The sequence below is a fragment of the Myxococcus sp. MH1 genome (assembly GCF_059738865.1).
Genome location: NZ_AP026947.1, coordinates 10,278,440 through 10,304,326, shown reverse-complemented (window position 1 = coordinate 10,304,326; position 25,887 = coordinate 10,278,440). Strand labels below are relative to the sequence as shown.

The window sequence follows — 25,887 nt, the reverse complement described above, 5'->3', positions numbered from 1 at the left end:
GGTGTGTCAAATCCGTTCATCTGGCTCTGTGCGTCGTGGCCGCTGGATGACGAGTGGCGAGCCATTCTGCAACTCAAGCATCGCGAGGTTTTGAGAGGCTGGATTGACCCTGACTGGGTAGATTCCGGCCCAGGACAGGCTCACCTCGCACTGGCGTTTGTCCTGCCTCCAGCCAGGGGTGAGCACCGGCCACATCTCTTGTCCCCTTCGACGTGTTTCCGCCTTCGTCCCATGGCTGTCAGGCTCACTCCCGCAGTGCGACGCCTGTCCGCCTGGACTGATGCACGAAGGCGTCAGGGAGGCTTTTTCTAAACCTCCCCGACGCTCATATGCCTGTGGACGTTCTACCCAGGCGTTGGTGTCGACTCAGCGCAGTTTAGGACCGTCGCATTGAGGGAGCAGTGAGGCATCGCCGGACTCGACGAGGTCCTCAATGACAGGCCCGCAAGGGCCGACGCAGTGTTCGTTTTGAGTGCCGGAGCAGTTGTTGTCGATGCCATCCCAGCAGATCTCCGGTTTGCCTGGGTTGACGAGCCCGTTGGTGTCGTTGCAGTCCGTGGCGTTCGATACATAGCCGGCAGGATTGCCACAGCTCTGCGTGGACACACCTGCGTTACCGTATCCATCGCCGTCCGCGTCTCGGTACCAGATGGGCACTGTCACTCCCTCATCCACGGAGCCGTTGCAGTTGTTGTCCGCGCCGTCACAGGCCTCGGATGCCCCAGGGCTGACGCTCGCATCGCTGTCGTTGCAGTCGCTGGCGTTCGTCACATAGCCGGAGGGCCGCGAGCAGGCCTGGGTGCTGCTTGACGCGTTGCCGTAGCCGTCTCCATCCACGTCCCGATAGAAGGTGGAGGTAACGCCTTCGTCCACGGAGCCATTGCAGTTGTTGTCCACACCGTCGCAGAACTCCGCGGCACCCGGGCGGATGCCGGAGCTGCCGTCATTGCAGTCGGAGGCGTTGCTCACATAGCCCGAGGGCTGCCGGCAGTTCTGCGTGGAGGCGCTCGCGTTGCCGTAGCTGTCGCCATCCGCGTCGCGGTACCAGGTCTGCGTCGTGAGGCCCTCGTCGGCGCCACCTGCGCAGTTGTTGTCCACGCCGTCGCAGACCTCGGAAGCGCCTGGATGGATGGACCCGCTGCCGTCGTTGCAGTCGGTGGCGTTCGCCACGTAGCCGGAGGGCTTCGAGCACGCCTGGGTGGAGCTCGACGCGTTCCCGTACCCGTCGCCGTCCGCGTCTCGGTACCAGGTTGATTGGACCCCTTCGTCGACGGAGCCATTGCAGTTGTTGTCCACGCCATCACACGTCTCGGAGGCGCCGGGACGGATGTTGGGGTTCGCGTCCTGGCAGTCCGAGGCGTTGCTCACGTACCCCGACGGCTGTCGGCAGTACTGCGTGGCGTTGTTCGCGTCGCCGAACCCATCGGCGTCCGCGTCCCGGTACCAGGTCTGGGTCGTGAGGCCCTCGTCGACTCCTCCCGCGCAGTTGTTGTCCACGCCGTCGCAGATCTCGGTGGCGCCCGGGTGCGTCGTCGGGTTGGAGTCATCGCAGTCCGAAGCGCTCGCCACGTAGCCCGTGGGCTGACGGCAGCTCCGCGTCGACAGGGTCGACCGACCATATCCATCCCCGTCTCCGTCCAGGAACCACTCCTGCGTGGGGACTCCCTCGTCGGCGCCTCCCGCGCAGTTGTTGTCGACACCGTCGCAGACTTCCGCGGCTCCCGGGTGGATGGACGCATCCGTGTCCAGGCAGTCCGAGGCGTTCGTGACGTAGCCCGTGGGCGCCGCGCACGCCTGCGTCGACTGGCTCGCGCTGCCGTAGCCATCGCCATCCGCGTCCCGGTAGTACGTGCCCAGCACGCCTTCATCCGTCAGGGAGTCGCAGTCGTTGTCCGCGCCGTCGCAGACCTCCGCGGCTCCAGGCTTGATGGAGGCGTTGCCGTCGTTGCAGTCGCCCGCCACGGCCGCATAGCCCGCGGGCTGCCGGCAGTCGCTCACCGTGTCGCTCGCGACGCCGAAGCCGTCACCGTCCGCATCGCGGTACCACGTCTGTCGCGTCAGGCCCTCGTCCACCTGGCCATCACAGTTGTTGTCCACGCCGTCGCAGGACTCGGGCGCGCCGGGGTTGAAAGCAGCCCGCGTGTCGTCGCAGTCACCCGCCTGGGCCGCGTGGTTCACCGGGCGCGCACAGGCCTGCATCGACTGCGAGGCGACACCGTAGTCGTCGTGGTCCTGGTCCAGGTACCACGTCGCGAACGTCAGCCCGTCGTCCGTCTGGCCGTTGCAGTCGTTGTCGCGGTTGTCGCAGGTCTCCGCGGACGGGGCGTACTTCTGCACGCACTCCAGGGCGCCGTGGGTGCAGTACCTGACGCCCTCGCCGCACACGCCGACGCCGCCCGTCTCGCACGCGACGAGTCCGCCCGGGTTGCCGTCGTCCACCTCTCCGTCACAGTCGTTGTCCAGGCCGTCGCACTGCTCGTCCGATGCGGCCTGGTTCTGCTCGCACACCACGAGGCCCTGCGTGCAGGCCGTGGTGCCCTTCGCGCAGACACCGAGCGCGCCCGTGGCGCACTCGTCGCCGCCACTCGGGTTGCCCTCGTCGACCTCACTGTCGCAGTTGTCGTCGATGCTGTTGCACGTCTCCGGCGCGCCTGGGTACGTGGTCGACGTGAAGTCGTCACAGTCGATGTCCTCCACGAAGCCATCCACCGGGGCACAGGCCTCCATGGACACATACTCGTCGCCGAAGCCGTCCATGTCGCTGTCGTAGTAGTAGGTGTTGAGGATGAGCGTCGTCACGGGCGCGGAGGTCGCCGTGGTCGTGTACGCACCCGTGCCGAGCTGCCCCTGGCTGTTGTTGCCCCACGTCCACACCGGACAGCCCGGGCGCACCGCCAACGCATGGTGGTAGCCCGCGGCGATGGCCGTGACGTCCGTGAGTCCCACGGCATCCACGGGAACTCCGCTCGTGCCTCCCGGGGCGCCATGCCCGAGCTGGCCGGAGGCGTTGAGACCCCACGCCTTCACCACGCCATTGCCCATGATGATCATCGAGAAGGCAAGACCCGCGCGCACGTGCGTCGCGGCGAACACGCCCGGGACGGCCGTGGGCGCGAGCACCGGTGTGGTGCTCGTCGTCCCGGTGCCGACCTGCCCGGAGGAGTTCTGCCCCCAGGCCCAGACGTTGCCGAACTGCTCATCGATGGCGAGCGAGTGCGCTGCTCCCGCCGCGATGGCCTTGGCCCGAGGCAGCGTCGTCACCACCGTGGGCACGAGCACCATGGCGGGCGAGGTGCTCCCCGTGCCGAGCTGCCCGAAGTCGTTCTTGCCCCACGCCCACACCTTGCCGTCCGCATCCAGCGCGAGCGCGTGGTTGTGACCCGCCGCGATGGCGCGGATGGTGGGCAGGCTGTTCACCTGGCGGGGCGTGGACTCCGCGGTGCTGACCGCGCCCTTGCCCACCTGCCCGGAGGCGTTCTGTCCCCAGGCCCAGACGCGGCCGTCCTGCCCCAGCGCGAGGGAGAAATTCCCGTTCGCCGAGATGGCCTGGATACCCGACAGCCCACTCACGCGCGTGGCGGCGTTCACCAATCCACCCGTGGTGCCGAGGCCCACCTGGCCGAAGTCGTTCTTGCCCCAGGCCCAGACATTCCCATCCACATCGAGCGCGAGCGAGTGCGTCTGTCCCGCGGCGATGGCCTTGCTGGGAGGCAGACCCACGGGCTTCGTGGGGCTCGCCACCGGCGTGGTGCTGGTGTTGCCCGTCCCCAGCTGTCCGACGGAGTTCTGTCCCCAGGCGAAGACCTCGCCGTTCTTCTGCAGGAACAGGGAGTGGTAGGCACCGGCCGCCACGGCCCGGTCCACCTTCACCTGGGCGGACAGCTTCTTCTGGGTCGTGGTCGTCTCCGACCCATTGTCAGACATGGGCTCCGGCTCGCCGCAGGACAGCAGGGCCAGGAGGAGGGGAATCACGGAGTGGATGCGAGGTACGAATGACCTCGGCTGACAGGGGTGTCTCAAGCTGCGCTCCAAGGATTTTCTCCGGCGACCGGCCTCTCGTGCGCGGAGGAGTGGGGACGAACTCCCGTCGAAGGATGTGGGGCGGTGATGACACCCGGTTGCGGTGAGGGAGCGCGTCCCAACCCGGCTGGGATTGAGTCACGGACCGCGAGCCGGGGGGAGTGAGGGCGATGTCATGGTGTGAGTGATTCGCCAGGGGTGTCCAATCAATTCGTCTGGCTTTGTGCGTCGTGATGACCGGTTGTTGTGTGGTGAGTGATGGCTCGACCGGGGCTCGTGAGATTCCACGAGGGTGAAGCAGCCCCAGCCGGGTAGATTCATCCCCATGGCTGGCTCACCTCGTGTCCTTCTCCTCGCTGAACGCTTCCCGCCTGATATCGGTGGTCTTGCTCGCAGCGGTGCCCGCACCGCGGGAGCCCTGGCTCGACTCGGGGCTCGGGTGGAGGTGCTCGCCTGGACCCGCACGGCGGCCCCCGGCGCGTTGAGCACACTGGACGATGCGGGCGAGGTGACGCCGTTGGCTCGCGGTGTCACGTTGCATCGGCTGGGGCTCTTCGGCAGCAGTGACCTGTCCATGCAACACACGCTGGACGTGCTCGGGTATCTGCACTCGCGTCGACGCTATGACCTGGTCTGGGGGCACTACCTGTCACCGCCCGGGTTCCTCGCCGTGGTGTTCGCCGCGTCTGTCGGCATCGCCTCCACCGTGAGCGCTCGCGGCAATGACGTGGACCAGCACATGTTCCCGCCCGGGGACTTCGCTCGCCTGCTGTGGACGCTCCAGCGCGCGGATGTGCTCACCGCGGCCTCCGCCGACCTGGGCCGGAAGATGAGCATGCTGCTGGGCAAGGATGGCCGCGTGGAGGTCATCCCCAACGCCGTCGACACCGAGGTGTTCTCACCCGGCCCCGCCGACGTCTCGCTGCGCACGCGGCTTGGCATCGCTCCGGATGAGGCGGTGCTCGGCTTCTCCGGAGAGCTGCGTCACAAGAAGGGACTGCCGTTCCTGCTCGCCGCGCTCTCGGAGGTGCGGCGCACCCGGCCCGCGTGTCTGCTCGTCATCGGTGAGGTGCGGCCTCGGGATGCCGAACACCTGGTCGCCTTCCGCGCCGAGCACCCCGAGGATGGGGCTCGCATCCTCGTCTCGGGCGCGCTCGAGACGCCGGAGTCCATCGCCGCGCACCTGCGCCTGTGCGACGTGTATCTCCAGCCGTCACTCTGGGAAGGGATGCCGAACGCTCTGCTGGAGGCGATGTCCTGCGGCCTGCCTGTCGTCGCGAGTGACGCGGGCGGAATCCCCGAGGCCGTGGACCATCAGCGCAACGGCTTCATCGTCTCCAAGGCCCTGCTCAACCACCTCGGACAGGCGTGTCTCGACGTGCTGTCGCTGTCCTCGGAGCACCGCGCCGCCATCGGCGCCGCCGCGCGTCGTCGCATCCTGGAGCGCTTTCAGTCCGAGGCCGAGGCGGAGGTGCTGCGCCGGGTCCTCACCCGCGCTGTTCCTCGCGTGTGATGATTCGGAAGCGCCGGCATCGCACCGCTATCGGTGTCGACTCACCCGCGCGCGTTGCTTGTCGGCCGCCACATCTATCGGTGTCGACCCACCCGCGCGCGTTGCTTGTCGGCTGCCACATCAAGCGGGCGCCACCTCGAGGATGTCTCGGCCGCCTGTGCGGCGCTCGCGAGGTCTCTGCCTGTCCGGCTCCGCGCCTCAGCTCTCCACGACGCCCGGTACTTTGCGCGTCATCCCGAGATCTGTCTCGTACGCGCTCACCAGCGCCTCGCGGGCCTTCGCCCAGCTGAAGTCCCGCTCCACGCGGGCCCTGGCCCTGTGGCTCAGTGACGGACCCAGCTCCGCGTTCGCGCACAGGTCCTTCACCGCCTCCACGATGGCCTTCGGCGAGCCCGGCCTCACGAGCAGCACCTCGTCCGGCCCCGCCAGCGTCCTCACCACCGGCAGGTTCGACGCGATGACCGGGGTCCCCGACGCCATCGCCTCCAGCAACTTCAGCGGGCAACACCCCTGCACGCAGTTGCGGTCGTTCACCGGCAACGGCACCAGCACCGCGTCACAGGCATGATGCAGCGCCGCCAGCTCCGCCTGGGGCAGGGGCTCCCGCAGCTCCACCGCCCCCTCCAGGAGCAGGTCCCCACACCGGTCCATCATCACCTTGCGCTGGTGCTTGCGCAGCGGCCCCACCAACGTCAGCACCGCGGGCATCTGCTCCCTCAAGAGCCGCAGCGCCTCGATGGCGTGATGCACTCCCTGCCACGACGTCATCGTCCCGCTGTACAACAGCCGCACCGGCTGCCCCGGTGCTCGAATCCTCGGCGACGCGTGGCGGAACACCTCCAGCTCGACACCATTCGGAATCACCCGCACCTTCGACGCCCGCGCGCCGCGCTTCACCAGGTACTCCGCCGTCACCTCGCTGGGCGTCACGAGCAGGTCCGCGCTCGCGATGCACGCGTCCTCCTGCGCGACGAGCTTCAGCATGAGCTCCGCGTCGTCCGCCACGTCCGGGTGGTGGTACTTCAGCTCGATGGACGGCAGCCCATTCACCTCGAACACCAGCGCGTCCGTCAGTGCGCCCTTCCGCGTCGCCACCGGATAGCCCTCGAAGATGGAGCGCACGTGGACCACCCGCGCCCTCGGCCGGTTCCTCCACCACGCCGCCAGGTGCGTGCGGAACGACAGGGCCTGCGCCACCAGGTCCCGCCCTCTCGCCTCCAGGGGGTGGTACGTCACGCCCTCGACCAGGGGCCTCGGCTCCGAGCTGGCCGTGGGGCCGTCCCGGAGCGCCAGCAGGTCCACCCCTCCGAAAGCCGCCCCCAGCGCCTCCACGAAGGCCCGGATGTGCACGGCTGCCCCCTTGGGGGCCGGGAAACGGTCGAACGATGCGTAGACGATGCCGGACGCGGAGGCCACGTCATGCGTGCTATCGCGCCTGGCCATCCCCGGCCAACCTCCTCGTTTGCCCCGCCCCCTGCCGACCCATACACTCAGCGCCTCCGTACCGTGGCTCCGAGGGGGAGCTCCCATCGTGTCCTTCGACGTCGACCGCTTCCGCGTGGAGAAGTGCTACCGCAACACCGCGCCTGTGTCCGTGTTGATGGAGGACCTGAATCGACTCGGGCACCTCGACGAGCACATGGCCGAACAGGCCCGCCTCTGGCGTCGTCGCCGCGGATGGGCCCTGAGGGGCTTCGCGGGCCTCGTCGGCCTGTCCTTCATCCTTCGCGGCTTCACGGAGGTCTCCTGGCTCGGCGGGTGGGCGTGGTGGCTCGGCTGGCTGTCGCTCGTGGGGGCGGTCTTCCTGCACCTCAAGGCCTCCGGCTCCTCACGGTGTGACCTGGAGGACCGCCGCTACCAGCTCCCCGCCCGACTGCTGCGCCCGCTGCTGCGGGACATCGACCCCCAGGAGCGCGTCACACTGGAGCTGGACTTCCAGCCCATCGACCACTCCTCGAAGTTCGTCCGCCAGGGCAGGACGGCCACTGGCTGGGAGACCAACGAGTTCGAGGATGCGTGGATGTCGCTCCAGGCCCGCCTGCGCGATGGCACCCACCTGCGCCTCTCCCTCACCGAGTGGCTCCAGAAGCGTACGCGCAGCCGGCGAAACCCCCGCGGCAAGTTCAAGACGAAGCACAAGCGCAAGAGCGCCACCTTCCTCCAGGCCCAGCTGCGCGTGAAGCCCGAGCGCCACCCCGGCCTCGCCCAGCTGCGCGCGCAGGCCCAGCAGGCCGTGAAGCTGCCTCCCCAGGTGAAGCTGTCCCGGCTCGACGTGACGGAGGACAAGCTCGCCATGCGCGCCCACATGGACTCCGAATGGAAGGTGGAGCCGGACGCGACGCGGGCCTGCCTGATGATGCTGTTGAGCCTCTTCCAGGTGCTCCACGCCTCCTCGGCGCGCGGCAAGCACCTCACCTCGAGGGCTTCATGAGCCGCCTCCCACTCCTCCTCTGTCTGTTGCTCGCGTGGGGCTGCTCGCGCCCCTCCGGCTCCGAGCCTCCCCAGGCCCCCACGACCACCGCCGCCTCCGCGGAGGACGTGCCCCTGCCGGGCAAGCTCAAGTTCAAGGACGGCGACGGCCGCGAGCGCTTCTCCCTCAAGCCCAAGGACGATGGCGCCAAGCTCGTCGATGGTGACGAGCGCGAGCTGGCGCGCCTCAAGTGGAAGGGCGCCTCCCTCAAGGTCTCCGGCCCCGATGACGTGGCGCTGGGGTACGTGCTCGGCTCGTCCGGTGGCGCCATCATCGTGCGCGACGGCGAGCAGCGCCAGGTGCTCTACACCCTCGCCATCCAGGGGCCAGGCTGGCGCCTCACCGACTCGAAGGGCGCGTTGCTCTACACCGTGCTCCCGGAGGATGACGGTGCCCGTGTCTATGACGCGCCGGGCGCGGAGATTGCGCGCGTGAAGGTGCGCGAGGGCAAGGTGTCCCTGCGCGATGCCCAGGGCAAGACGACGCTCTCCACGCATGCGCTCGTGCGCGCGGACGCGGCGGCGTGCCTCGCCTTCGAGGCGGTGTCCTTGCCCTTGCGCGTGGCGCTGCTCCACCAGCTCCAGCAGCCGCCTTCCGGACCCACGCCATGAGCCCCGCTTCCGCGAATCCTGGCTGTCAGGTGCGGCTGGGCTTCCTGCTGCCCCACGAGTGTGGGGCGCCCGCGAGCATCCCGTGCGAGCTGTGCGGCAAGCTTGCTTGTGAGATGCACCTGACGTCGCAAGAGGACCAGACGGTCTGCACGGGGTGCGCGGGCGTGCTCTCCGGAGAGTCGGACGAGGCGAGCACCTACTACGACGACTACGGCTACTACGGCCGGGGCGCGTCGTGGGGGGGCGGCTCCTCGAGGGACCCGCATGACTTCACCGAGGCGGATGGCGAGAGCCTGCGCCACGAGGAAGATGCCTCCTTCGAGGAGGACCTGGGCGGAAGCTGATGACTCCCGCGCGCTGGCTCATCTACGCCCTGGGCGGTGGCATGGGGCACTTCACCCGTGCCTCGGGGCTCGCGCGCAACGCGGCTCGGAAGGGCCATCACGTCACGCTGGTGACGAACAGCCCCTTCGCGCCCGATGTCCCGCTGGAGGCGGTGCTCGGTCCGGAGGTGCATGTGCACCGCTTGAGCCCGGAGCTGGGCAAGGCCGCCATGCGCGAGACGGTGGACTGTCTGCTCGAGGGCGTGCGCCCGGACCTGCTCGTGGTGGACACGTTCCCTCGCGGGCTGGTGGGAGAGCTGGCGCCGCTGTTGCCCTCGCTGCGCATGGGCAAGGTGCTGGTGCATCGCGACTTGAACCCCACGTACGTCGCGCGCTTCGACATCGCCGCCGCGGTGGAGGACTTCCACCTGTTGCTCGTCCCGGGTGAGGACGCGCCCTTCGCGGGGCATCCGCGCGCGGTGCGCACGGAGCCTTGGTTGCTGCTCGGCCGCGAGGAGTGGCTCGGGCGTGAGGAGGCTCGTGAGCGGCTGGGCGTTGCGCCCGATGACACGCGTCCCCTGGTCGCGGTGATGGGGAGTGGCAACGCGCTGGAGGTGGAGGAGGCGGGGCTCATCGCCGCGCGGCTTCAGGAGCGGCTCGGTGCGAAGGCGCCGGTGCGGTGGCTCGCGCCTCCGGGGCCTTGGCTCTCCGAGAAGGCGCCCCGGAAGAAGAACGTGGTGCGAGACGGCGCGCCGCGTCCGTTGCGCGTGTGGCCCGCGCTGGCGGTGATGTCCGGCGTGGACGTGCTCGTCGGCGCGGGTGGCTACAACACCGTGCAGGAGGCCCGGGTGACGGGCACCCCGTTGGTGGCTCTCGCACGGGCGCGGCGCTACGACCGACAGGCGGTGCGGCTGCGCCCCGAGGAGCTGGCGCGCACGCCCGAGGAGCTGGTGGAGCGCGCGGTGGAGTTGGTGGACTCGCGCCCCAGGCGCGACCCTCCGAGCTACGCGAACGGCGCTCGGGACGCGGTGGCGCTCATCGAGCGCGTCCTGCTTGGTGCTCGGGGTGCCTGAGCCTCGGTGTCCGTGGCGAAACATCTCGAACCCCGGCGCCGTGCTCCGCGATGAACGGAGCACACGGCGCAACGGCGCTCAGTGCTTGAGGTCCTTGTGGCCCGGCGCGGGGTCGATGCCGTGCGCCATGATGAAGTGGTAGAGCACCTGCGGGTCCTCCTTCGGACCGCCCATCAGCTCCACCAGGAAGTGGCCCTGGGTGCCCGAGTCCGGGTCCGGCGCCACGTTCACCTCGGTGACCTCGCGGCCCGCCATCACCAGCTCGCCCACGAGCACCTTGCCCTTGAGCACCTGGATGATGTGCTGGCGGTCCTCCTCGAGCACCACCCAGTGGAAGTCGTCGTGGTCATACAGCATCGCGTCGACCGAGCCGCACCGGAGGATGCACTGCGTGTGTTCCTGGAGCCAGCGCCAGAAACCATCGAACTTCAGGGTACGACTCGGCTGGGGGAGCATGTCCATGGTGGTGACCTCACGCGCGGCCAGCAGGCTCTCGCCCGCCCGCCTCGCTGAAACCTCCCTAGCACGATTGCCCGCCGCCAGCGCTGACACCGTGCGGGGAACCCACCCCCGCGCCGCGCCGTTGTCCACTCGGTGAATCCCCCACCTCCTGGGCTTGTTCCTCCAGTCAGGTAGGGGGCACCGCCGTCTCACCCGTCCCCAGTCCAGGAGGGCTTGAACCGTGACCCGTCCCGCCCTCGCCACTCTCCAGGAGACACCATGAGCCTGCGTGCCTGGCTGGCCGCCACCATGGGCGGACTGGCCCTCCTCACCCTCATCGCCGCCGTCGCGCTCATCGTCCTCACGAACGCGCAGACCCACTCGGCCAACACGCTCGGCAACTCCGTGGATGGGCTGCACATGGCGGAGGAACTGGAGATCGACCTGCTCAACCACTTCCGCCTCAGCGGCGGCGCCGGGCCGCAGGACACCCGCTCCCAGCTCATCCGCGGGCGCTCCGTGGAGAGCATCGAGGCCTCGTTCCCCCTCCTGCTCGACGGGCTGGAGCGCAACGCCGTCAGCGACGCCGAGCGGACCCTCATCCAGGAGGTGGAGGAGGACTTCGAGCGCTACCTGCAGGCCCAGCGCGAGGCCGCACGCCTGCCCTCGCGCACGCGGCTGGCCCCCGTGGTGCCCGCGATGGACGCGGCGCTCGATTCGCTCGAGCGACTGGTGCAGCTCAACGTGGAGGAGGCCCGCGTGGCGCGGGAGGCCTCGGCGGACCTCAGCCGCCTGGGCAACACCGTGGGCCTGTCGCTGTGCGGCCTGCTCCTGATGGCCTTCGTCGTGGGCTCGCTCCTGTTGCAGCGCATCGCGCTCCAGCCGCTGAAGGACATCAGCCAGGCCATGCGCCGCTTCGGCGTGGGCCGCAAGCGCACGCGCGCCCCGGTGGCCGGGCCCACGGAGCTGCGGGACATGGCCAGCACCTTCAACGAGATGGCCAACGGCCTCACGCACCAGCAGGAGCAGCAGCTCGCCTTCCTCGCCGGCGTGGCCCACGAGCTGCGAAACCCCCTGTCCGCGCTGAAGCTGTCCACCGCGCTGTCCGAGCGCAGCCAGGCCCAGCTCACCCCGGAGCGCATGCAGCGCACCCTGGCGCTGGTGGGACGTCAGGTGGAGCGGCTGGACCGCATGGTGGGGGACCTGCTCGACGCCACGCGCATCGAGGCGGGCAAGCTGGAGCTGCGCCCGGAGGTGCGGGACGCGCGCGAGCTGGCGCGCGGCGTGGTGGAGCTGTACCGCTCGAGCGACAGCGGACACGTGCTCCAGCTGGACGTGCCGGACGCGCCGCTCTTCGTGCGCGCGGACCCGGACCGGCTGGAGCAGGTGATGGCCAACCTGGTGAGCAACGCGCTGAAGTACTCCCCGGCGGGAAGCCGCGTGGAGGTGGCGGTGCGAGGGGAGGCGGAGCACGTGCTCCTGGTGGTGAAGGACCAGGGCATCGGCATCTCCGAGGAGGACATGGCCATCCTCTTCGCGCCCTTCCAGCGGCTGGGCAGCCCGCGCGGCAAGCGCGCTCCAGGGGTGGGGCTGGGGCTGTCCGTGGCCCGGCGAATCGTGGAGGCGCACGGCGGCGACATCGAGGTGCAGAGCGCTCCCGGGGCGGGGTCCTCCTTCTGTGTCCGGCTGGCGCGGGTGAGCGGCGAGAAGGCGCACGGCGCCGAGGGGCCGGCCGCGGAGGCCCGGGGCGGGGGCCCGGACGCCCTGCACTAGACGCAAAGCGTTGCGCGCGACGCTCGTGTCGTGGAGGCTGGGTGCGCCGGACGCTCGTCGGACGTACCTTCCGGGCCACATGCCAGGAGTCGCAGGGATTATGAAGAATTCGCGCCGGGTCGCGTCGCTCGCCATCCTGCTGTCCGTGGGAGGATTGGGGGCGTGTGCCTCCCGCCAGACGGCGCCCGAGACCCCGGTGGCCCCGTCGGCCGCCGCCAGGGCTTCTGTCGTCCAGTCCACGGAGGGAGGCTTCTCCGTCGCGCTGCCGGGGCCGGTGAGCGAGGAGCGCCGCTCGCAGCTGACGGATGTGGGCGAGGTGACACTCCATACGTTCATCGCCGAGCGCAAGGAGTCATCCACGGCGTACTACGTCTCGTACACGGACTTCCCCGCGTCGGCCGTGTCGCAGGCCAGGCCGGGCGACGTGGTGTCTCGCGCGAGCATGGGCGCGCTGGAGGCGCTGGGGGCCACGGGCGTGTCCTCGCGGCCGCTGACGCTGGAGGGCTTCCCGGGCTGGGAGGTGGAGGGCATCTCCGGGCCGCGCCGGCTCAAGGGCCGCTTCTACCTGGTGGGGCCCCGGCTCTATCAGCAGCTCCTGCTCCACCCGGAGGGCCAGCCGCCCGCCGACGCGGAGGCGTTCTTCGAGTCCTTCCGCCTGGACCCCCAGGTGGCGGCGATGTTGTCGGGCGCGCAGCGCTCCTGAGCGTGCCGTCATGAACCTGTCCGCCATCGACCTGAACCTGTTCCTCGTCCTGCACGCGGTGCTGGAGACGGGGAGCGCCACGGACGCGGCCAAGCAGCTCCACGTCACGCAGTCCGCGGTGAGCAACGCGCTCGCCCGGCTGCGGGAGATGTTGGGGGACCCGCTCTTCGTGCGCAGCGGTCGAGGCCTGGTGCCCACGCCTCGCTGCGAGGAGCTGCGGCCGCTCGTGGTCAACGCGGTGGCGCAGCTGCAGGTGGCGGTGGATGGACAGCGCTTCGTGCCCGCGGAGAGCACGCGCACCTTCACGCTGTCGTGTGGCGACAACCAGGATGTCTGCGACGTGCCCCGGGTGGTGGAGGCCTTCGCCCGGAAGCTGCCCCGCGCGCGGCTGCGCGTGGTGAGCATCGACTTCCTGATGGCCTCGGACGGGCTGACCACGGGGGAGGTGGACGCGGCGCTGGCGCCCCAGATGGTGGCGACGCGGGATGGCTACTTCTGCGAGGACCTCTACCTGGAAGAGGTGGCCTTCCTGGTGCGCAAGGAGCATCCGCGCCTGCGCGGGTCGACGTTGACGAAGGAGGAGTTCAACGCCTCCCGGCACATCGGCATGGTCATCGCGCAGGGGCGTCCGGGCATCGGCCACCGCTACTTCCAGGAGTTCTGCAAGGAGCACGGCCTGGAGTTCAACCCCGCGCTGTCCGTCTCGCACTTCATCGCCGCGGGCATGGCCGTCACGCGCACGGACTACGTGGCGGGGATGCCGGGGCGCACCGCGGACGCGCTGTGCGCGATGCTGCCCGTCAAGCGGCTGCGCCTGGCCATCAGCACGCCGCCCATGACCATGTCGCTGATATGGCATGAGCGCACGCACACGGACCCCGGCGCGCGCTACTTCCGGCAGTTGATGGTGGAGGTGCTGAAGGAGCCGTCGATGACGCGGGCGGCGGAGCCCCGCGTGAAGCCACAGGCCGCCGCGCGTCGGGCCCGGGGACGCTGAGCGCCCGTCGGAACACAAGGGTCCGACGGGCGTCGCGCTGAATCTACGGGGTGGCGCCGGGCGAATCCTCGGGGATGTCGCCGAAGCGGCCCATCTCGAAGTCATGAATCGCCTGGAACAGCTCGCGCTGGCTGTTCATGACGAACGGGCCCATGTGGAAGATGGGCTCGCGGATGGGCTCGCCCGCGAGGACCACCAGGTGCGTGTCCTCCTCGGCGAGGAGCGTCAGGTGCTCGCCGTCGTTGGCGAACACGGCCAGCTCCCCCTCGGTGGCCCGCTCACCGCCGGACGACACGCGGCCGGAGGCGACGAGCACCATGGCGTTGTAGCCACGGGGCAGGGGGACTTCGAGCTTCGTCCCCGCGCGCACGTTGACGTCGAGCAGGGTGATGGGTGTGAAGGTCCGCGCGGGGCCTCGGGTGTCGGCGAAGTCGCCCGCGATGACGCGCACCGTGCCGCCCTCGATGGGGACGGTCGGAATCTGGGCCGCGGTGATGGGCTGGTAGCCCGGGGCGGCCCGCTTGTCGGCGCGAGGGAGGTTCACCCAGATCTGCAGGAACTCGAAGATGCCGCCCCGCCGGGAGAAGGACTGCTCCTGGTACTCCTCGTGGAGGATGCCGGACGCGGCCGTCATCCACTGCACGTCGCCCGGGCCGATGACGCCCGAGTGGCCCGCGTTGTCACGGTGCGCGACGACGCCCTGGAAGGCGAGCGAGACGGTCTCGAAGCCCCGGTGCGGGTGCCAGCCGACGCCGCGCTGCCCCTTGGCGAGGGCCGGGTACTCGTACGGAGGATGGTGGTCCAAGAGCAGGAAGGGGCTGACGCGCTCCTGGGTGAGGCCGCCACTGGGGACGAGCGTCTTGACGCGGAAGCCGTCACCGACCCAGTGCAGGGGCCCGCCGCCGTGGACGCTCTCGAGCGTCCGCGCGCGGGGAGGCGCATGGGGAACGGTGGGGGGAGGAAGTGTCTGGGTCGTGGTGCTCATGACCCAAACAGTAAGGCTGGGAGTCGACGTGTAAATCGCCGCTGCCCATGATGCTTGGCATCACGTCGTGTGATGGTCCGCGGACAGCGCGAGCTGACACAGGTCCGTGAGCCGGTTCGAGGCCCACGTGGCCACCGGGCCCAGCGGCACGCCCTTGCGGCGCACCAGGGCGAGCGGGCGCCGGGGCGGAGGGCCTCCCTCCCACGCGGCGAGCCGCAGCTGCACGAGCCTGCCGGCATTCAGGTCCTCGCGCACCAGGTGCTCGGGCTCGTGGCCCCAGCCCAGGCCTCCGAGGATGAGGGCATGTTTCGTCATCAGGTCCGCGACGCGCCACTGCTTCGGCGACAGCACGCCCCGGTCCGTCGTGCCCGCCTTGCCCGTGGGCAGCCGCTCGCTCAGCACCAGCTGCGTGGCGGAGGCGAGGTGCTCCTCGGTGATGACACCCTTCACGTGGGCCAGCGGATGCGAGGGCGCGGCGACGGGCAACATGCTCAACAACGCGATGGGCCGCTGCTCCAGGCCGGTGAGGTCCAGGTCCGCGCCGGCGATGCCGAGCGTCGCCTTGCGCTCGCGCAGGCGCTCCGTCACCGCGGAGAGCAGCTCCACCTCCAGCGTCAGCTCCACGCCCGGATGTGTCTGGGCCAGCTCACGCACGAAGGAGAGCAGCGCGGGAGTGGGGAACATCGCGTCGACGACGAGCGCGAGCTTCGTCTCCTCGCCACTCTTGATGCGGCCCACCACCGACTGGAAGGTGGCCAGGTCTTCATGGAGACGGCGCGCGGCGGCGACCACGGCCTCGCCCTTGGTCGTGAGCCGGGGGACGCGGCTGCTGCGGTCGAAGAGGCGCAGGCCCAGCTGCTTCTCCAGCCGCTGGATGGCCTGACTGACGGCGGGCTGGCCCAGGCCCAGCTTGCGCGCCGCCGCGGAGAAGCTGCCCTCCTCGGCCACCGCGCGGAGCGTCCGGAGCTGGTCGATGGTGACGCTGTCGAGCACCGCGCGACTGCATCACATCGACGCGGGCGGTGCTACTTGCGCGAGGTCAACCAGGAGACGATGAGCGACGCGAGCGTGTTGGCCGCGGTGCCCTCCGCCACGGCCCCGCGCAGCACGTCGCGCGACAGGGCCTCCGCCGCGCCGATGATGGCCACGCAGCGCTGGCGCAGGGCCTCCCGGGGCAAATCGCAGAAGGGCGCGAGCGTGCGCTGGTAGAAGTCCACGTACTGGTCCAACAGGCCCTGGTGGAAGGCCTCCATCTGCCCGTCCCCCTTGAGCGCGGCGGCGATGGCGAAGTGCTCGGGGCCGGACGTGGTGTAGCAGCTCATGTACGCGGCGCTCATCACCCGGGCCACGTCCTCCAGCTTGCGCCGCGTGCGCTCGAGCGCCTCCTGAAGCTGGGCCACCTGCCGCGCGTCGGTGCGCTCGTACAGCGCCATCAACAGCCCGGCGCGCGTCTGGAAATGCTCGTAGGTGATGGGCTTGCTCACCCCCGCGCGCTCGGCCAGGTGCCCGAGCGTCAGCGCGTCCGTGCCCTCCTCACGCACCACCGCCACCGCCACGTCGAGCAGCTGCTCGCGTCGCTGGGCCTTGGGCAGCTTCTTGGAAGAGGTCTCACTCATGCGCGTCACCACGGCTCTTGAGGGCTTAGTCGCCTCGCCCCTGGCGCGCAACCGACGGGGTCCTGGTCGAAATGGTTGCGGACCTACTTTTGGTAACTTACTTCCTGTAGGGTCGTCGGAATTCCCGTCCGCGCCGGTCCTCCGGCCCTCTCGACCACTGCCTTCGCTGGCAGGGGAGCGCACCCGTCATGTCTTCACCCACGCAGAAGCCCGTCCTCATCATCGGAGGCTCGGGCGTCGTCGGCTCGATGGCCGCCCAGACGCTTCGTCGTTTCCATCCCGAGCTGCCCATCACGATTGGCGGGAGGGATGTGGCCCGCGCGGAGGCAGTGGCCCAGAAGCTGGGGCACGCGGACGCGGTGCGCGTGGACTTGTCGCGCGGGGATTTGGGATTGCCCGAGGGGCGCGGGTACAGCGCCGTGGTCCTGTTCGTGAAGGACCACACGCTCAACGCGCTGCGCTTCGCCCAGGCCCGGGGCATCCCGCACCTGGGCATCTCCACGGCCCTGTTCGAGGTGGCGCCCGAGGTGGCGTACTTCATGAACGCGCCCCAGCGCTCGGCGGTGCTGCTGGGCACCAGCTGGCTGGTGGGCGCGGCGACGCTGCCCGCGCTCCACTTCGCGCGGGAGTTCAAGACGCTGGACTCCATCGCGATGGGGGCCGTGCTGGACGAGCAGGACGTGGGTGGGCCCGCCGCCTCCGCGGACCTGGAGCGCGCCGCGAGCGCCGCGCCCAACGCGCTCATCCTCGAGGACGGCAAGTGGCGCTGGGTGGGCGGCGCGGCGGGGGAGCGTCGCTTCCGTGATGGCGACGGGAACGAGCACGTGGGGCAGGCGTACTCGCTGACGGACCCGGTGAGCCTGGCGGCCGAGACGAAGGCGCGCGCCATCCGGCTCGACGCGGTGGTGGGCCTGTCCGCCGGGCGTCGCAAGGGTGGGGCCTACTCCGTCGAGACGCTCTTCGAGCTCGAGGGCACGCTGCAGGACGGCACGCGGGCACTCGTGCGCTACGAGATGAGCCACGCGCAGGGGCAGGCGCCTGTCACGGCGGTGGGCGTGGCCGTGAGCGTGGAGCGACTGCTGGGGCTCGCGGGCGGCGCTCCCGTCGCGCCGGGGCTCTACCTGCCGAACGTCCTCATCGAGCCCGCCTATCTGATGCGACGGCTCGAGGAGGCCGGTGTCCGCACGCGCCGCCTCTCCTGATTCGCATCCCCTTGCTCGAAAGGAATCCCGTCATGAACAACGCATCGAAGCTCAACCCCGTCCTCTTCATCGGTGGCTCCGGCGTCGTCGGTCGTCGCGCCGTGAAGGCCCTCCGCGACCTCCAGCCGCACCTCCCCCTCCGCATCGGCGCGCGCGACGTGACGAAGGCGTCCGCGCTCGCGCGTGAAGTGGGCCACGCCGACGCCGTGCGCATCGACCTGGAGCGCGATGACCTGGGCCTGCCTCCGGGCTCCACGTTCAGCGCCATCGTCGTGCTGCTCAAGGACGACTCGCTCCGGACCCTGCGCTACGCGCAGGACCAGGGGGTGCCCTACGTGTCCTTCTCCGACTTCGTCTTCGACATCGGCCCGGAGGTCGCGCTCCACGTCCAGCGGCCCACCGCCGCGCCCACGCTGCTGCTCGGGCACTTCCTGGGCGGCACCGTCGCCCTGGCCACGCTCCACTTCGCGCGCGAGCTGGCGAAGGTCCACGCCATCCGCATCTGCGCCGTGTTCGACGAGGAAGACGTGGGCGGACCCGCCGCGCTCGGCGACATGGACCGCGTGGCGAAGGGCGTGCCCAGTCCGCTCATCCGCAAGGAGGGCCGGTTCCTCTGGGCCACCAGCGAGGCCGACCTCACGCGCACCTTCCAGGGCGTCGACGGCACGCAGTGGCAGGGCCGTGCGTATCCGCTGCTCGACGTGGCCTCGCTCGCGGCGGTCACGGACGCGAGCGACATCCGCCTGGACTTCGCGCTGCGCCCCGCGTCGCGCCGCGCGCCGGGACAGGGTCCGGGCCACGAGGTCATCATCGAGCTGGAGGGCGTGAAGGCGGACGGAACGCCGTCACTCGTGCGTCACGCGCTGGTCGACGCGGACGTCCATTCCGGTCTCAGCGGAAAGGGCGCCGCGCTCGCCGTGGAGCGGCTGCTGGGCCTCGCGGGTGGGACGCCCGTGAAGCCCGGCTTGTACTCACCCGAGGGTGTGCTCGACGCGGCCTACGTCGTGAGCCGCCTCCAGGAGTGGGGAACACGGATTCACCGCGTATGACGCAATCGAGTGCCTGGAGAGGAGGCCGCCGTCCCCACCCGACTGGCGACTGTCAGTCCACGGGCGGATACTCGCGCCTCCCCCTCACTCCGTTCCCGCAGGAGTCCGCTTCATGTCGCGTCCGCTGACCGCAGCACTCCCTCGTCCTTCTTCGGTGAATCGGTCTTCCGTGAGTGTCGCGGTCTCGAACGTGAAGGTGGCGGACCCCGGTGACGCGGGCGCGCCGCGCGCCGTGCCCGCGGGTGAGCGCACGGAGCGGCTCGACGGCATCTCCCGCTTCATGCAGGAGCTGGAGCAGGGACAGCGCGCGCTCGTCGGCGTCATCCAGTCGGCGCCCTCGGGCGAGCGGCTGTCCAACGCGGAGCTGCTCGCGCTCCAGGCCTCGATGACGCGCTACACCCAGGCGCTGGAGCTGGTGAGCCAGCTGGTGGGAATCGGCGGCAGGCCGACGCGCACCGCGCCGGCGCGCTAGCCGGACTTCTTGCGCTGACCCCGGGGCGCCGCGGCGGAGGACTCCTCACCCAGCCGCGCGCCCAACTGCTCCCGGATGGCGAGCACGCGGGCCTTCAAGTCCCGGAGCTCCTCCAACGTGCAGCCCGAGGCCTCCAGGATGGACGGCGGCACGCTCTCCGCCCTGGCGCGCAGCGCGCGACCGGACGCCGTCAGGCGGATGCGCACCTGGCGCTCGTCGAGCACGTCCCGCTCACGCTTGAGCAACCCCGCCGACTCCAGCCGCTTGAGCAGCGGCGTCAGCGTGCCCGAGTCGAGCAGCAGCCGCTCCCCCAGCGCCTTCACCGTGACGCCGTCCTCCTCCCACAGCACCATCATCGCCAGGTACTGGGGATACGTGAGGCCCAGCTTCTCCAGGAGCGGCCGGTACGTGCGGTTGAGCAGGTGCACCGTCGAGTACAGGGTGAAGCACAGCTGCTCGTCCAGGTGCAGCGCGTCGCCGCGCTTCTTGTTCGACGGGGACATGACGGCTCCTCTCCCCACCATGCCCCCGGACTGCATTGTGCGCAATGAAATCGCGCCTCAGGGCCGGGGCAGGTCGCGCGCCAGCCGCAGCCAGACGGGGAGCCGCTCCAGGAGCGTCTCCAGGTCGAAGGGCTTGAGCAGCGTGTCGAGCACGCCCGGGTGATGGATGGGCCGCGTCGTCATCGCCACGACGGCGAGGCCCGGCCAGTGCCGCGCCACGCGCCCGAGGAAGTCCTGGCCCGTCATGCGCGGCATTCCCATGTCGAGCAGCACCAGCCTGGGACGGCCGTGCACCTCCAACCAGGTGAGCGCCTCCAGGCCGTCCTTCGCCATGGACACGAGCTGTCCCGTGCTCGCGATGATTTCGACGACGGCGGCGCGCAGGTCCGCATCGTCCTCCACGACGAGGAGGATGCCTTCGGGGACTCCCGACATATGCGAGCGTGCGTAGGTCAGCGTGGCCGTGGGGAACAGGGAACATCTGCCGGTTTCCACCGGCAGATGTCCGAAGAAGACTACGAGTCCTCGAACATCGCCTGGAGCACCCTCCGGGCGAGCTTCACCTCCGGGTCGGAGCGACACGAGAGGAAGTCGCAGATTTCCGCCACGTCGCCGGTTCGCTCGTGCTCGAAGCCCTGGAAGAGCGTCTTGAGCGACACGTCCAGGCCCACCGACAGCTTGCCCAGCGTGTCGAGCGAGGGAGAGAAGGACCCGCGCTCGATCCGACGGATGGCATCCACGGAGAGGTCGCACCGCTCGGCCAGCACCTCCTGGGTGAGCTCGCGGCCATTACGGAGCTGGCGTACATGGCTGCCGAACTTGCGATGGAACCTCGTCCAGTTCGCTACCTTGTTTTTCGCTTTCTCCATATGAGTGGCGGGTAATTTGGGGACGCGGCGGCCCAAGTGAAGTGAGTCTGTTGGCGTGTGGACCCTGGCATCGGCCTGTCCGCCAACTCGCAGGCCCTGTGTGTCGCAGGCGCGCGCGAAACCAGTGGGCAAGGTGCGAGCCCCCGGAAGCTTCGGGCTCCCTCGGAGAGCAGGGGGCCTGGCGGGCCGGGAAAATGCGCGAGCGGAAGCTTTCGTCTACGCTGGATGCCGCATGACGCATTCGGAAGTCGGGTGGGTGGGCGTCGGGCGCGTGCTCCGCGTCCTGGCCTGTGGCGGGCTGCTGACCGCTTGTGAAATCGGTTCCGAGGCACGTCCCCCCTCCGCGCCAGTCCCCGCGGCGGTGGCGACGCCGGCCGTGGCGTCACCGAGGACCCCGGTGCCGGTGACACCCGCCGTGGCGCCCCGCAGGGTCTTTCCGGAGCCGACCGAGCGGACCCGCTCGACGCAGGCGCTGGCGGTGAAGCTGGGTGCTCCGGGCGCGAAGGTGGAGGACCCGTGCGTGGCGTCGGTGGCGCAAGGGTGCGTGCGCACCGCGCTGGCGCCCTTCTTCGAGTCGCTGGACGCGCTGTCGTCGGGCGCGGCGAAGCGGCCCACCGTCATCGAGGCGTTCGGCAACTCCCTCATCGCGGGAGATCGCATCGTGGACATCCTGCGGGATGACCTGGGCGCGAGCTTCGGCGCGGCGGGCCGGGGCGTGCTGCTGGTGGACCGGATGGCGCCCTACGGCGGGCGTGGCCGGGCGAGCCACAGCGCGAGCGGTTGGACGCCGCGCACGCTGGGCGAGCTGCGCGCGCCGCCGCTGCCGTTCGGAATCACCGGCGTGTACCACGTGGCCACCCAGGCGAAGGCGCGCGGCCGCTTCAAGCTGGAGGGCGAGGCGCGGGGCACGCTGTGGTGGCTGGACGTCCCGCGAGGGGGCGCGCTCAGCGTGGTGAGCGGCGACACGGTGCTGGCGCGGACGACGCCGGAGGGCACGGGCGCGTCGCGCTCCACGCGCTTCGAGCTGCCGCCCGGCGCGACGACGGTGGACGTGGTGGCGGAGGGCAAGGGCGCGGTGGTGCAGGGGGTGGTGCTCCAGCACGAGCGCCCTGGCATCGTCCTGGACATGTTGGGCGTCCCGTCCGCGGACGCGAGCCTGTACGCGCGGCTGGAGGACGGAGCGCTGCGCTCGCAGCTCACCGAGCGGGACCCGAAGCTGCTGGTGTTCTTCCTGGGCGGCAACGAGTCCAAGCGCCTGGAGTGGAAGCGCACGGACCTGGCGACGCTGCGCGAGGACCTGGGGGCGCTCTTGCGGCGGGCCCGCGTGGCGGCGCCGTCGAGCGCGTGCCTGGTGGTGGGGCCGATGGACGCGGTGCGCGACGCGAAGGACTCGGGCAAGGCCTTCACCCAGCGCCCGTTCCTGGAGGCGGTGGTGGAGGCGGAGCGCGAGGTGTCGCTCGCGGAGGGCTGCGCGTTCTTCAACCTGTACGAGGCGATGGGCGGCAAGGGCGCGCTGACGCGCTTCCACAAGTCCGGCTTCATGCATGACGACCTGGTGCACCCGCGTGGACGCGGGCTGGATGTGCTGGGGCACCTGGTGACGGACGCGCTCCTGCGCGCGTGGGTGGAGACGCCGCCGGCCCAGGGCCCCGTGGCCCAGGTGGCTCCGGCGGCCGAGCGGGTGGAGGCCGTGCCATGACGATGCGAAGCGCGGGGTGGCTGGCCGTCGTCCTCTGGGTCTCGACGCCGGTGGTCGCGGCGCCGAAGCTGCCGTCCGTCTGTGAGAGCGTGGAGGTGGACGAGGCCGGCGCCTCGCCGCGCGCGCTGCCCGAGGAGGTGACGAAGGCGCTGGACGCCATCGTCCGCTCGGAGCTGTCCCAGGGGCCCGTGGCGGGCTTGTCCGTCGCGGTGTCCCGCGGGGAGCAGCGGTGGGTGTGTGGCTATGGCTACCGCGACGTGGCGAAGCGGCTGCCCGCGACGCCGCGCACCACGTACCGCATGGCGTCCGTCACCAAGTCCTTCACCGCGGTGGCGGTGCTGCAGCTGGTGGAGCAGGGCAAGCTGTCGCTGGACGCGGACATCCACTCGGTGGTGCCGACGTACCCGGCGAAGCAGTGGACCGTCACGGTGAAGGATTTGCTGGGACACCTGAGCGGCGTGCCCACGTATGACGGCGTGGCGTCGACCCAGAACGTGAAGGCGGTGAGCACCGAGGAGGCGCTGGCGGTGTTCTCGCAGAAGCCGCTCGCGTTCGAGCCGCGCTCCCGCTACCTGTACAGCACGTGGGGCTACAACCTGCTGGGCGCGGCGGTGGAGTCCGCGTCCGGGCAGTCGTATCGCGACTACCTGCGCGAGCATGTCTTCCAGCCCGCGGGCATGGCGCACGCGGACCTGGATGTCACCGCGACGCGCGATGAGCACCAGGCGGTGGGCTACCGGGTGAAGGAGGGGGTGCTCCAGCGCTCGCGCTTCCTGGATGTGTCCAGCCGCTTCGGCGGGGGTGGGACGCGGGGGACGGTGGGGGACATGCTCGGCTTCGGTCGGGCGGTGCTGTCGCACCGGCTGGTGTCTCGCGACACGATGGGGAAGATGCAGGCGTCCATGGCCACGAGCGATGGGCGGCTGACGGACTACGGCATGGGCTTCGCGACCTATCCGCTGCGAGGCCACTACCTGGTGGCGCACGCAGGAGGGCAGCCGGAGACGACGACGCTGCTGGTGATGTTCCCCGCGGAGGACACGGTCATCTCGCTGGCCACGAACATCGAGGGCGAGGCGAAGCGCCTGCGCCGGCTGTCCATCCGGTTGATGGAGGGGGTGCTGGAGCAGGGCGTCACGCGGCGGGATGCGCACTTCACGGACCCGGTGGACTCGGTGGTGTACGAGGGGCTGGGGCGCATCGCGAGCTACGGGCTCGCGTACCATCTGTGGGCCACGCGCGGGCCGGGCTCGCTGCCGGCGGACGAGGACCTGCCGGGCGCGTTCGCGCGGGTGTCGGAGCTGCTGGACCGCAAGGCGATTGCGCGCGATGGCAAGGCGGCGCTGGAGCGCATCCGCGGTGGGCATGACCCGCGGCTGGGGTCGGTGTTCATCCGCGTGGGCGCGCACATGGCGCGCACGTTGGAGAAGGCGCGGGGCCCGGAGCGGCTGCTGGCGTATCCGGCCGAGGGGCCGCTGTCGTTCTTCGCGGACTACCTGGCGGCGTGTGAGGCGCAGGGAGCGCCGGACACGGAGCGCTTCGGGGAGCCGCTGCGCACGGACCTGCTGCGCTTCGTGGCGGGGTGGAAGCGCGCGGAGGTGCCAGAGCTGCAACGCCAGCGGCTGGACGAGGAGTCGAACCCGGAGCCGCGCTGGGCGGTGGTGAAGAAGGCGGCGGGGCTGTCGCCGGACGTGCGGCCGGACTACTCGGACGAGATGCTGCGCATCGCGGAGCGCTTCGCGTGGCGCAAGCAGCAGGCGGGGCGGCTGCGCTGGCTGGAGCGCGCGGTGGAGCTGCACCCGAGGAGCGTGGACGCCCGGCTGGCGTTGGCGCAGGCGCTGCTGGTGGCGAAGCGGGACGAGGAGGTGCTGGGGCATCTTCGCGAGGCCCACGCGACGCCGCAGGGCATGCTGGCGCTGGCGCCGACGCCGCTGCTCAAGCGCGTGGCGGAGGCGGAGTCTCCGCGCGTGGGGCTGGGGCTCTTGCGCGCGGCGGTGGCGCTGCATCCGGAGTCGCCGGAGCTGTGGGAGGCGCTGGCGAAGCGGGAGAAGGCGCAGGGGCACAAGGCCGAGGCGAAGGCGGCGCTGCGTCAGGCGCGACGCGCGCGTGAGGCCCGGCCGGAGCCCTCGGTGGACCCCGCGAGCCGGAGCGGTGGAGACCGTGGCGCGGGCCCCGTGCCGGATGACCACGGACTGGTGCGGCCGCGTCCGTCGCCCTGAGCGGGGGCTCGCGTCGCGGGCCGGAGCGGTGGAGACGGTGGCGCGTGCATGGGCCTCTCGCCTCGCGCGGGCGCCTCGTTGCGAGCCCACGCGCCGGAGCGGCGCGAAGCTCGTGCGCCCATGCTCTTCTCTCGCGCGGGCGCCTCGTTGCGAGCCCACGCGCTGGAGTGGCGCGGGCGCCACGTGCCGGAGCGGCGCGGCGGATGCGCCCGCGTTCCTCGCATTGCGAGGATGCCTCGCTCCGAGTCATGACCCGGGCGGGTGCCGGAATGAGCACGGGTTGATGCGTCCGTGTCTCATGTTCTGAGCGGGTGGCATGCTCGTCGAGTCACCGAGGGCAGACGGGCAGGCGCTGCGCATGAGGCGCTCCCGCAGGCGTTCCGCTGGGGCCTTGCGAGCGTTGCGACTGTGCGAGGATGTGAAGCGTGTCCGAGTTCGTGTGTCCCTTCTGTCAGGCCCCCGTGGGCGCAGGTGCCCTTCGCTGCGGTGGCTGCGGCGCCTCCTTTGTCGTCTCGCCTCCGCCCGACTCGGGCGCTCCGGTGTGTGCCGTCCATCCTCAGTGGATGAGCCTTCATGCCTGTGAGCGCTGCGGCGCCTTCGCGTGCGCCCGGTGTTTGCGCCGAGGTCCTCGGCAGGAGCTGGTCTGCGAGTCGTGCCACGCCCGCGTGCCCCACGCCCTGCTTCCGTGGGACCAGCGCGCGGAGCTGGGCTGGGTCAAGGCGTTCTGGAGGACGTGCGTCGAGGTGATGCTCCGCCCCGTCACCACCTTCGAGCGGATGTCTCGCGAGGCGTCGGTGGGCGACTCGCTCCTCTTCGCCGGCCTCAGCGCGTTCGTGGGCTACGCCTCCACCTGGCTCCTCTACACCCTCTTCCTGCTCGCCTTCCCCTACGAGAGCTTCCCCGCCAGCGGCTCCGACAACGAGACCCACCCCGCGCTCTTCCGCGGCGTCGTCGTGGTCCTCTTCGTCGTCTGCATGCTGCTGTTGCCGTTGCTGAGCATGGGCCTCACGCTCGCTGTCGCGGGGCTGGACCACCTGGTGCTCAAGGTCGCCGGCGCGCAAGGCACGTTCAGGACGACGCTGCGCGGCCATGCCCTGTCCCAGGGCGTCAACCTCGCGGGCCTGGTGCCCTTCTGCAGCATGTACGTGCTGCCCTTCTGGAGCCTCGGCGTCCGCGTCTCCGCGTACCGGAGCCTGCACGGTGTCGGCTGGGGGCCCGCGGTGTTCGGCGCGCTGCTGATACCCGCGCTCACCTGCTGCATCGGCGTGGGCAGCTACGTGGCCATCATGACGGCCATCCTCGCACCCGGGACCCTCAAGCTCTGACGACCGCGCTCGGTGCTTCGCGTC

Annotated in this window: 23 protein-coding genes; 14 read left to right on the top strand and 9 right to left on the bottom strand. The window is 70.5% G+C overall.

The annotated features are described in order from the left end of the window. Positions 1-366: 366 nt before the first annotated feature. The gene (locus AC6JA9_RS40860) at positions 367-3,972 is read right to left on the bottom strand and encodes a MopE-related protein (protein ID WP_497958765.1); all 3,606 of its coding nucleotides are present in this window, start codon (positions 3,970-3,972) and stop codon (positions 367-369) included. A gap of 373 nt (positions 3,973-4,345) precedes the next feature. Here AC6JA9_RS40860 and AC6JA9_RS40855 point away from each other — a divergent pair, with 373 nt between their 5' ends. Then, complete coding sequence (locus AC6JA9_RS40855; RefSeq protein WP_497958764.1) at positions 4,346-5,533, top strand: glycosyltransferase; 1,188 nt, start codon at positions 4,346-4,348, stop codon at positions 5,531-5,533. A gap of 198 nt (positions 5,534-5,731) precedes the next feature. Here the strand turns inward: AC6JA9_RS40855 and AC6JA9_RS40850 are convergent, their stop codons facing one another. Next, positions 5,732-6,976, bottom strand: coding sequence for a glycosyltransferase family 4 protein (locus AC6JA9_RS40850; protein WP_497958763.1), 1,245 nt, complete (start codon positions 6,974-6,976; stop codon positions 5,732-5,734). 88 nt (positions 6,977-7,064) lie between these two features. Here AC6JA9_RS40850 and AC6JA9_RS40845 point away from each other — a divergent pair, with 88 nt between their 5' ends. From AC6JA9_RS40845 to AC6JA9_RS40830, 4 genes are read left to right on the top strand one after another with little or no spacing between them, the layout of a single operon-like run. Then, on the top strand, positions 7,065-7,964 hold the full coding sequence (locus tag AC6JA9_RS40845) for a hypothetical protein (RefSeq protein WP_497958762.1): 900 nt from the start codon (positions 7,065-7,067) through the stop codon (positions 7,962-7,964). Continuing rightward, positions 7,961-8,614 (top strand): hypothetical protein, encoded by a 654-nt coding sequence (locus AC6JA9_RS40840; protein ID WP_223750451.1) that lies wholly within the window; start codon positions 7,961-7,963, stop codon positions 8,612-8,614. Before AC6JA9_RS40845 ends, AC6JA9_RS40840 begins: the two co-directional genes overlap by 4 nt. Next, positions 8,611-8,958, top strand: coding sequence for a hypothetical protein (locus AC6JA9_RS40835; RefSeq protein ID WP_223783800.1), 348 nt, complete (start codon positions 8,611-8,613; stop codon positions 8,956-8,958). The genes AC6JA9_RS40840 and AC6JA9_RS40835 overlap by 4 nt, the downstream gene beginning before the upstream one ends. After that, positions 8,958-10,010 (top strand): hypothetical protein, encoded by a 1,053-nt coding sequence (locus AC6JA9_RS40830; protein ID WP_223750449.1) that lies wholly within the window; start codon positions 8,958-8,960, stop codon positions 10,008-10,010. The genes AC6JA9_RS40835 and AC6JA9_RS40830 overlap by 1 nt, the downstream gene beginning before the upstream one ends. A 78-nt stretch (positions 10,011-10,088) precedes the next feature. On the opposite strand, the gene AC6JA9_RS40825 is transcribed toward AC6JA9_RS40830, so the two are convergent. Further along, a complete protein-coding gene (locus AC6JA9_RS40825) occupies positions 10,089-10,472 on the bottom strand; it encodes a hypothetical protein (RefSeq protein ID WP_046716969.1) in 384 nt (127 codons plus the stop codon). Positions 10,473-10,730: 258 nt separating this feature from the next. On the opposite strand from AC6JA9_RS40825, the gene AC6JA9_RS40820 reads away from it, so the two are divergent. The 3 genes from AC6JA9_RS40820 (at position 10,731) to AC6JA9_RS40810 (ending at position 13,924) form a co-directional block, all read left to right on the top strand. After that, positions 10,731-12,224, top strand: coding sequence for a sensor histidine kinase (locus AC6JA9_RS40820; RefSeq protein ID WP_426748877.1), 1,494 nt, complete (start codon positions 10,731-10,733; stop codon positions 12,222-12,224). A 100-nt stretch (positions 12,225-12,324) separates the two neighbouring features. Beyond that, a complete protein-coding gene (locus AC6JA9_RS40815; RefSeq protein WP_267698887.1) occupies positions 12,325-12,927 on the top strand; it encodes a hypothetical protein in 603 nt (200 codons plus the stop codon). 10 nt (positions 12,928-12,937) lie between these two features. Beyond that, a complete protein-coding gene (locus AC6JA9_RS40810) occupies positions 12,938-13,924 on the top strand; it encodes a LysR family transcriptional regulator (protein WP_223750445.1) in 987 nt (328 codons plus the stop codon). A gap of 43 nt (positions 13,925-13,967) precedes the next feature. Here AC6JA9_RS40810 and AC6JA9_RS40805 read toward each other — a convergent pair whose 3' ends face one another. Genes AC6JA9_RS40805 through AC6JA9_RS40795 form a run of 3 tightly spaced genes read right to left on the bottom strand, consistent with a single transcriptional unit; the run spans position 13,968 to position 16,525 of the window. Beyond that, on the bottom strand, positions 13,968-14,909 hold the full coding sequence (locus tag AC6JA9_RS40805; protein WP_223750444.1) for a pirin family protein: 942 nt from the start codon (positions 14,907-14,909) through the stop codon (positions 13,968-13,970). Positions 14,910-14,969: 60 nt separating this feature from the next. Next, positions 14,970-15,902 (bottom strand): LysR family transcriptional regulator, encoded by a 933-nt coding sequence (locus tag AC6JA9_RS40800; protein WP_497958761.1) that lies wholly within the window; start codon positions 15,900-15,902, stop codon positions 14,970-14,972. A 32-nt stretch (positions 15,903-15,934) separates the two neighbouring features. Beyond that, complete coding sequence (locus AC6JA9_RS40795; protein WP_223750442.1) at positions 15,935-16,525, bottom strand: TetR/AcrR family transcriptional regulator; 591 nt, start codon at positions 16,523-16,525, stop codon at positions 15,935-15,937. A gap of 188 nt (positions 16,526-16,713) precedes the next feature. Between AC6JA9_RS40795 and AC6JA9_RS40790 the strand changes: the two genes are divergently transcribed. From AC6JA9_RS40790 to AC6JA9_RS40780, 3 genes are all read left to right on the top strand, one after another. Then, the gene (locus AC6JA9_RS40790; RefSeq protein WP_497958760.1) at positions 16,714-17,727 is read left to right on the top strand and encodes an NAD(P)-dependent oxidoreductase; all 1,014 of its coding nucleotides are present in this window, start codon (positions 16,714-16,716) and stop codon (positions 17,725-17,727) included. Between the two features lie 32 nt (positions 17,728-17,759). Further along, positions 17,760-18,776 carry an NAD(P)-dependent oxidoreductase gene (locus AC6JA9_RS40785; protein WP_408888732.1) on the top strand — a complete coding sequence of 339 codons (1,017 nt, stop codon included), beginning with the start codon at positions 17,760-17,762 and terminating at the stop codon, positions 18,774-18,776. A gap of 169 nt (positions 18,777-18,945) precedes the next feature. After that, a complete protein-coding gene (locus tag AC6JA9_RS40780; protein ID WP_223750439.1) occupies positions 18,946-19,248 on the top strand; it encodes a hypothetical protein in 303 nt (100 codons plus the stop codon). On the opposite strand, the gene AC6JA9_RS40775 is transcribed toward AC6JA9_RS40780, so the two are convergent. The 3 genes from AC6JA9_RS40775 to AC6JA9_RS40765 are packed head-to-tail and all read right to left on the bottom strand — an operon-like array spanning position 19,245 to position 20,620. After that, positions 19,245-19,751, bottom strand: coding sequence for a MarR family winged helix-turn-helix transcriptional regulator (locus AC6JA9_RS40775; protein WP_223750438.1), 507 nt, complete (start codon positions 19,749-19,751; stop codon positions 19,245-19,247). The two genes, AC6JA9_RS40780 and AC6JA9_RS40775, sit on opposite strands and share 4 nt — an antisense overlap. 57 nt (positions 19,752-19,808) lie before the next feature. Next, entirely contained in the window at positions 19,809-20,246 is a 438-nt protein-coding gene (locus tag AC6JA9_RS40770; RefSeq protein WP_267698888.1) for a response regulator, read from the bottom strand. Positions 20,247-20,266: 20 nt separating this feature from the next. Then, entirely contained in the window at positions 20,267-20,620 is a 354-nt protein-coding gene (locus AC6JA9_RS40765; RefSeq protein ID WP_141327495.1) for a helix-turn-helix domain-containing protein, read from the bottom strand. A 232-nt stretch (positions 20,621-20,852) separates the two neighbouring features. Here AC6JA9_RS40765 and AC6JA9_RS40760 point away from each other — a divergent pair, with 232 nt between their 5' ends. The 3 genes from AC6JA9_RS40760 to AC6JA9_RS40750 all read left to right on the top strand — a co-directional run bounded on the left by AC6JA9_RS40760 (position 20,853) and on the right by AC6JA9_RS40750 (position 25,863). Then, entirely contained in the window at positions 20,853-22,319 is a 1,467-nt protein-coding gene (locus AC6JA9_RS40760; protein WP_473568260.1) for a GDSL-type esterase/lipase family protein, read from the top strand. A 2-nt stretch (positions 22,320-22,321) separates the two neighbouring features. Continuing rightward, positions 22,322-24,538 (top strand): serine hydrolase domain-containing protein, encoded by a 2,217-nt coding sequence (locus AC6JA9_RS40755; protein ID WP_473568446.1) that lies wholly within the window; start codon positions 22,322-22,324, stop codon positions 24,536-24,538. Positions 24,539-25,203: 665 nt separating this feature from the next. Further along, positions 25,204-25,863 carry a YIP1 family protein gene (locus tag AC6JA9_RS40750; protein ID WP_223750434.1) on the top strand — a complete coding sequence of 220 codons (660 nt, stop codon included), beginning with the start codon at positions 25,204-25,206 and terminating at the stop codon, positions 25,861-25,863. Positions 25,864-25,887: the final 24 nt, after the last annotated feature.

Bases quoted from the DNA above. Each gene is read 5' to 3' on its own strand.
- AC6JA9_RS40855 (WP_497958764.1), top strand. From the start codon at position 4,346: ATGGCTGGCTCACCTCGTGTCCTTCTCCTCGCTGAACGCTTCCCGCCT.
- AC6JA9_RS40850 (WP_497958763.1), bottom strand. From the start codon at position 6,976: ATGGCCAGGCGCGATAGCACGCATGACGTGGCCTCCGCGTCCGGCATC.
- AC6JA9_RS40840 (WP_223750451.1), top strand. From the start codon at position 7,961: ATGAGCCGCCTCCCACTCCTCCTCTGTCTGTTGCTCGCGTGGGGCTGC.
- AC6JA9_RS40835 (WP_223783800.1), top strand. From the start codon at position 8,611: ATGAGCCCCGCTTCCGCGAATCCTGGCTGTCAGGTGCGGCTGGGCTTC.
- AC6JA9_RS40830 (WP_223750449.1), top strand. From the start codon at position 8,958: ATGACTCCCGCGCGCTGGCTCATCTACGCCCTGGGCGGTGGCATGGGG.
- AC6JA9_RS40825 (WP_046716969.1), bottom strand. From the start codon at position 10,472: ATGGACATGCTCCCCCAGCCGAGTCGTACCCTGAAGTTCGATGGTTTC.
- AC6JA9_RS40820 (WP_426748877.1), top strand. From the start codon at position 10,731: ATGAGCCTGCGTGCCTGGCTGGCCGCCACCATGGGCGGACTGGCCCTC.
- AC6JA9_RS40815 (WP_267698887.1), top strand. From the start codon at position 12,325: ATGAAGAATTCGCGCCGGGTCGCGTCGCTCGCCATCCTGCTGTCCGTG.
- AC6JA9_RS40810 (WP_223750445.1), top strand. From the start codon at position 12,938: ATGAACCTGTCCGCCATCGACCTGAACCTGTTCCTCGTCCTGCACGCG.
- AC6JA9_RS40805 (WP_223750444.1), bottom strand. From the start codon at position 14,909: ATGAGCACCACGACCCAGACACTTCCTCCCCCCACCGTTCCCCATGCG.
- AC6JA9_RS40795 (WP_223750442.1), bottom strand. From the start codon at position 16,525: ATGAGTGAGACCTCTTCCAAGAAGCTGCCCAAGGCCCAGCGACGCGAG.
- AC6JA9_RS40790 (WP_497958760.1), top strand. From the start codon at position 16,714: ATGTCTTCACCCACGCAGAAGCCCGTCCTCATCATCGGAGGCTCGGGC.
- AC6JA9_RS40785 (WP_408888732.1), top strand. From the start codon at position 17,760: ATGAACAACGCATCGAAGCTCAACCCCGTCCTCTTCATCGGTGGCTCC.
- AC6JA9_RS40775 (WP_223750438.1), bottom strand. From the start codon at position 19,751: ATGTCCCCGTCGAACAAGAAGCGCGGCGACGCGCTGCACCTGGACGAG.
- AC6JA9_RS40765 (WP_141327495.1), bottom strand. From the start codon at position 20,620: ATGGAGAAAGCGAAAAACAAGGTAGCGAACTGGACGAGGTTCCATCGC.
- AC6JA9_RS40760 (WP_473568260.1), top strand. From the start codon at position 20,853: ATGACGCATTCGGAAGTCGGGTGGGTGGGCGTCGGGCGCGTGCTCCGC.
- AC6JA9_RS40755 (WP_473568446.1), top strand. From the start codon at position 22,322: ATGCGAAGCGCGGGGTGGCTGGCCGTCGTCCTCTGGGTCTCGACGCCG.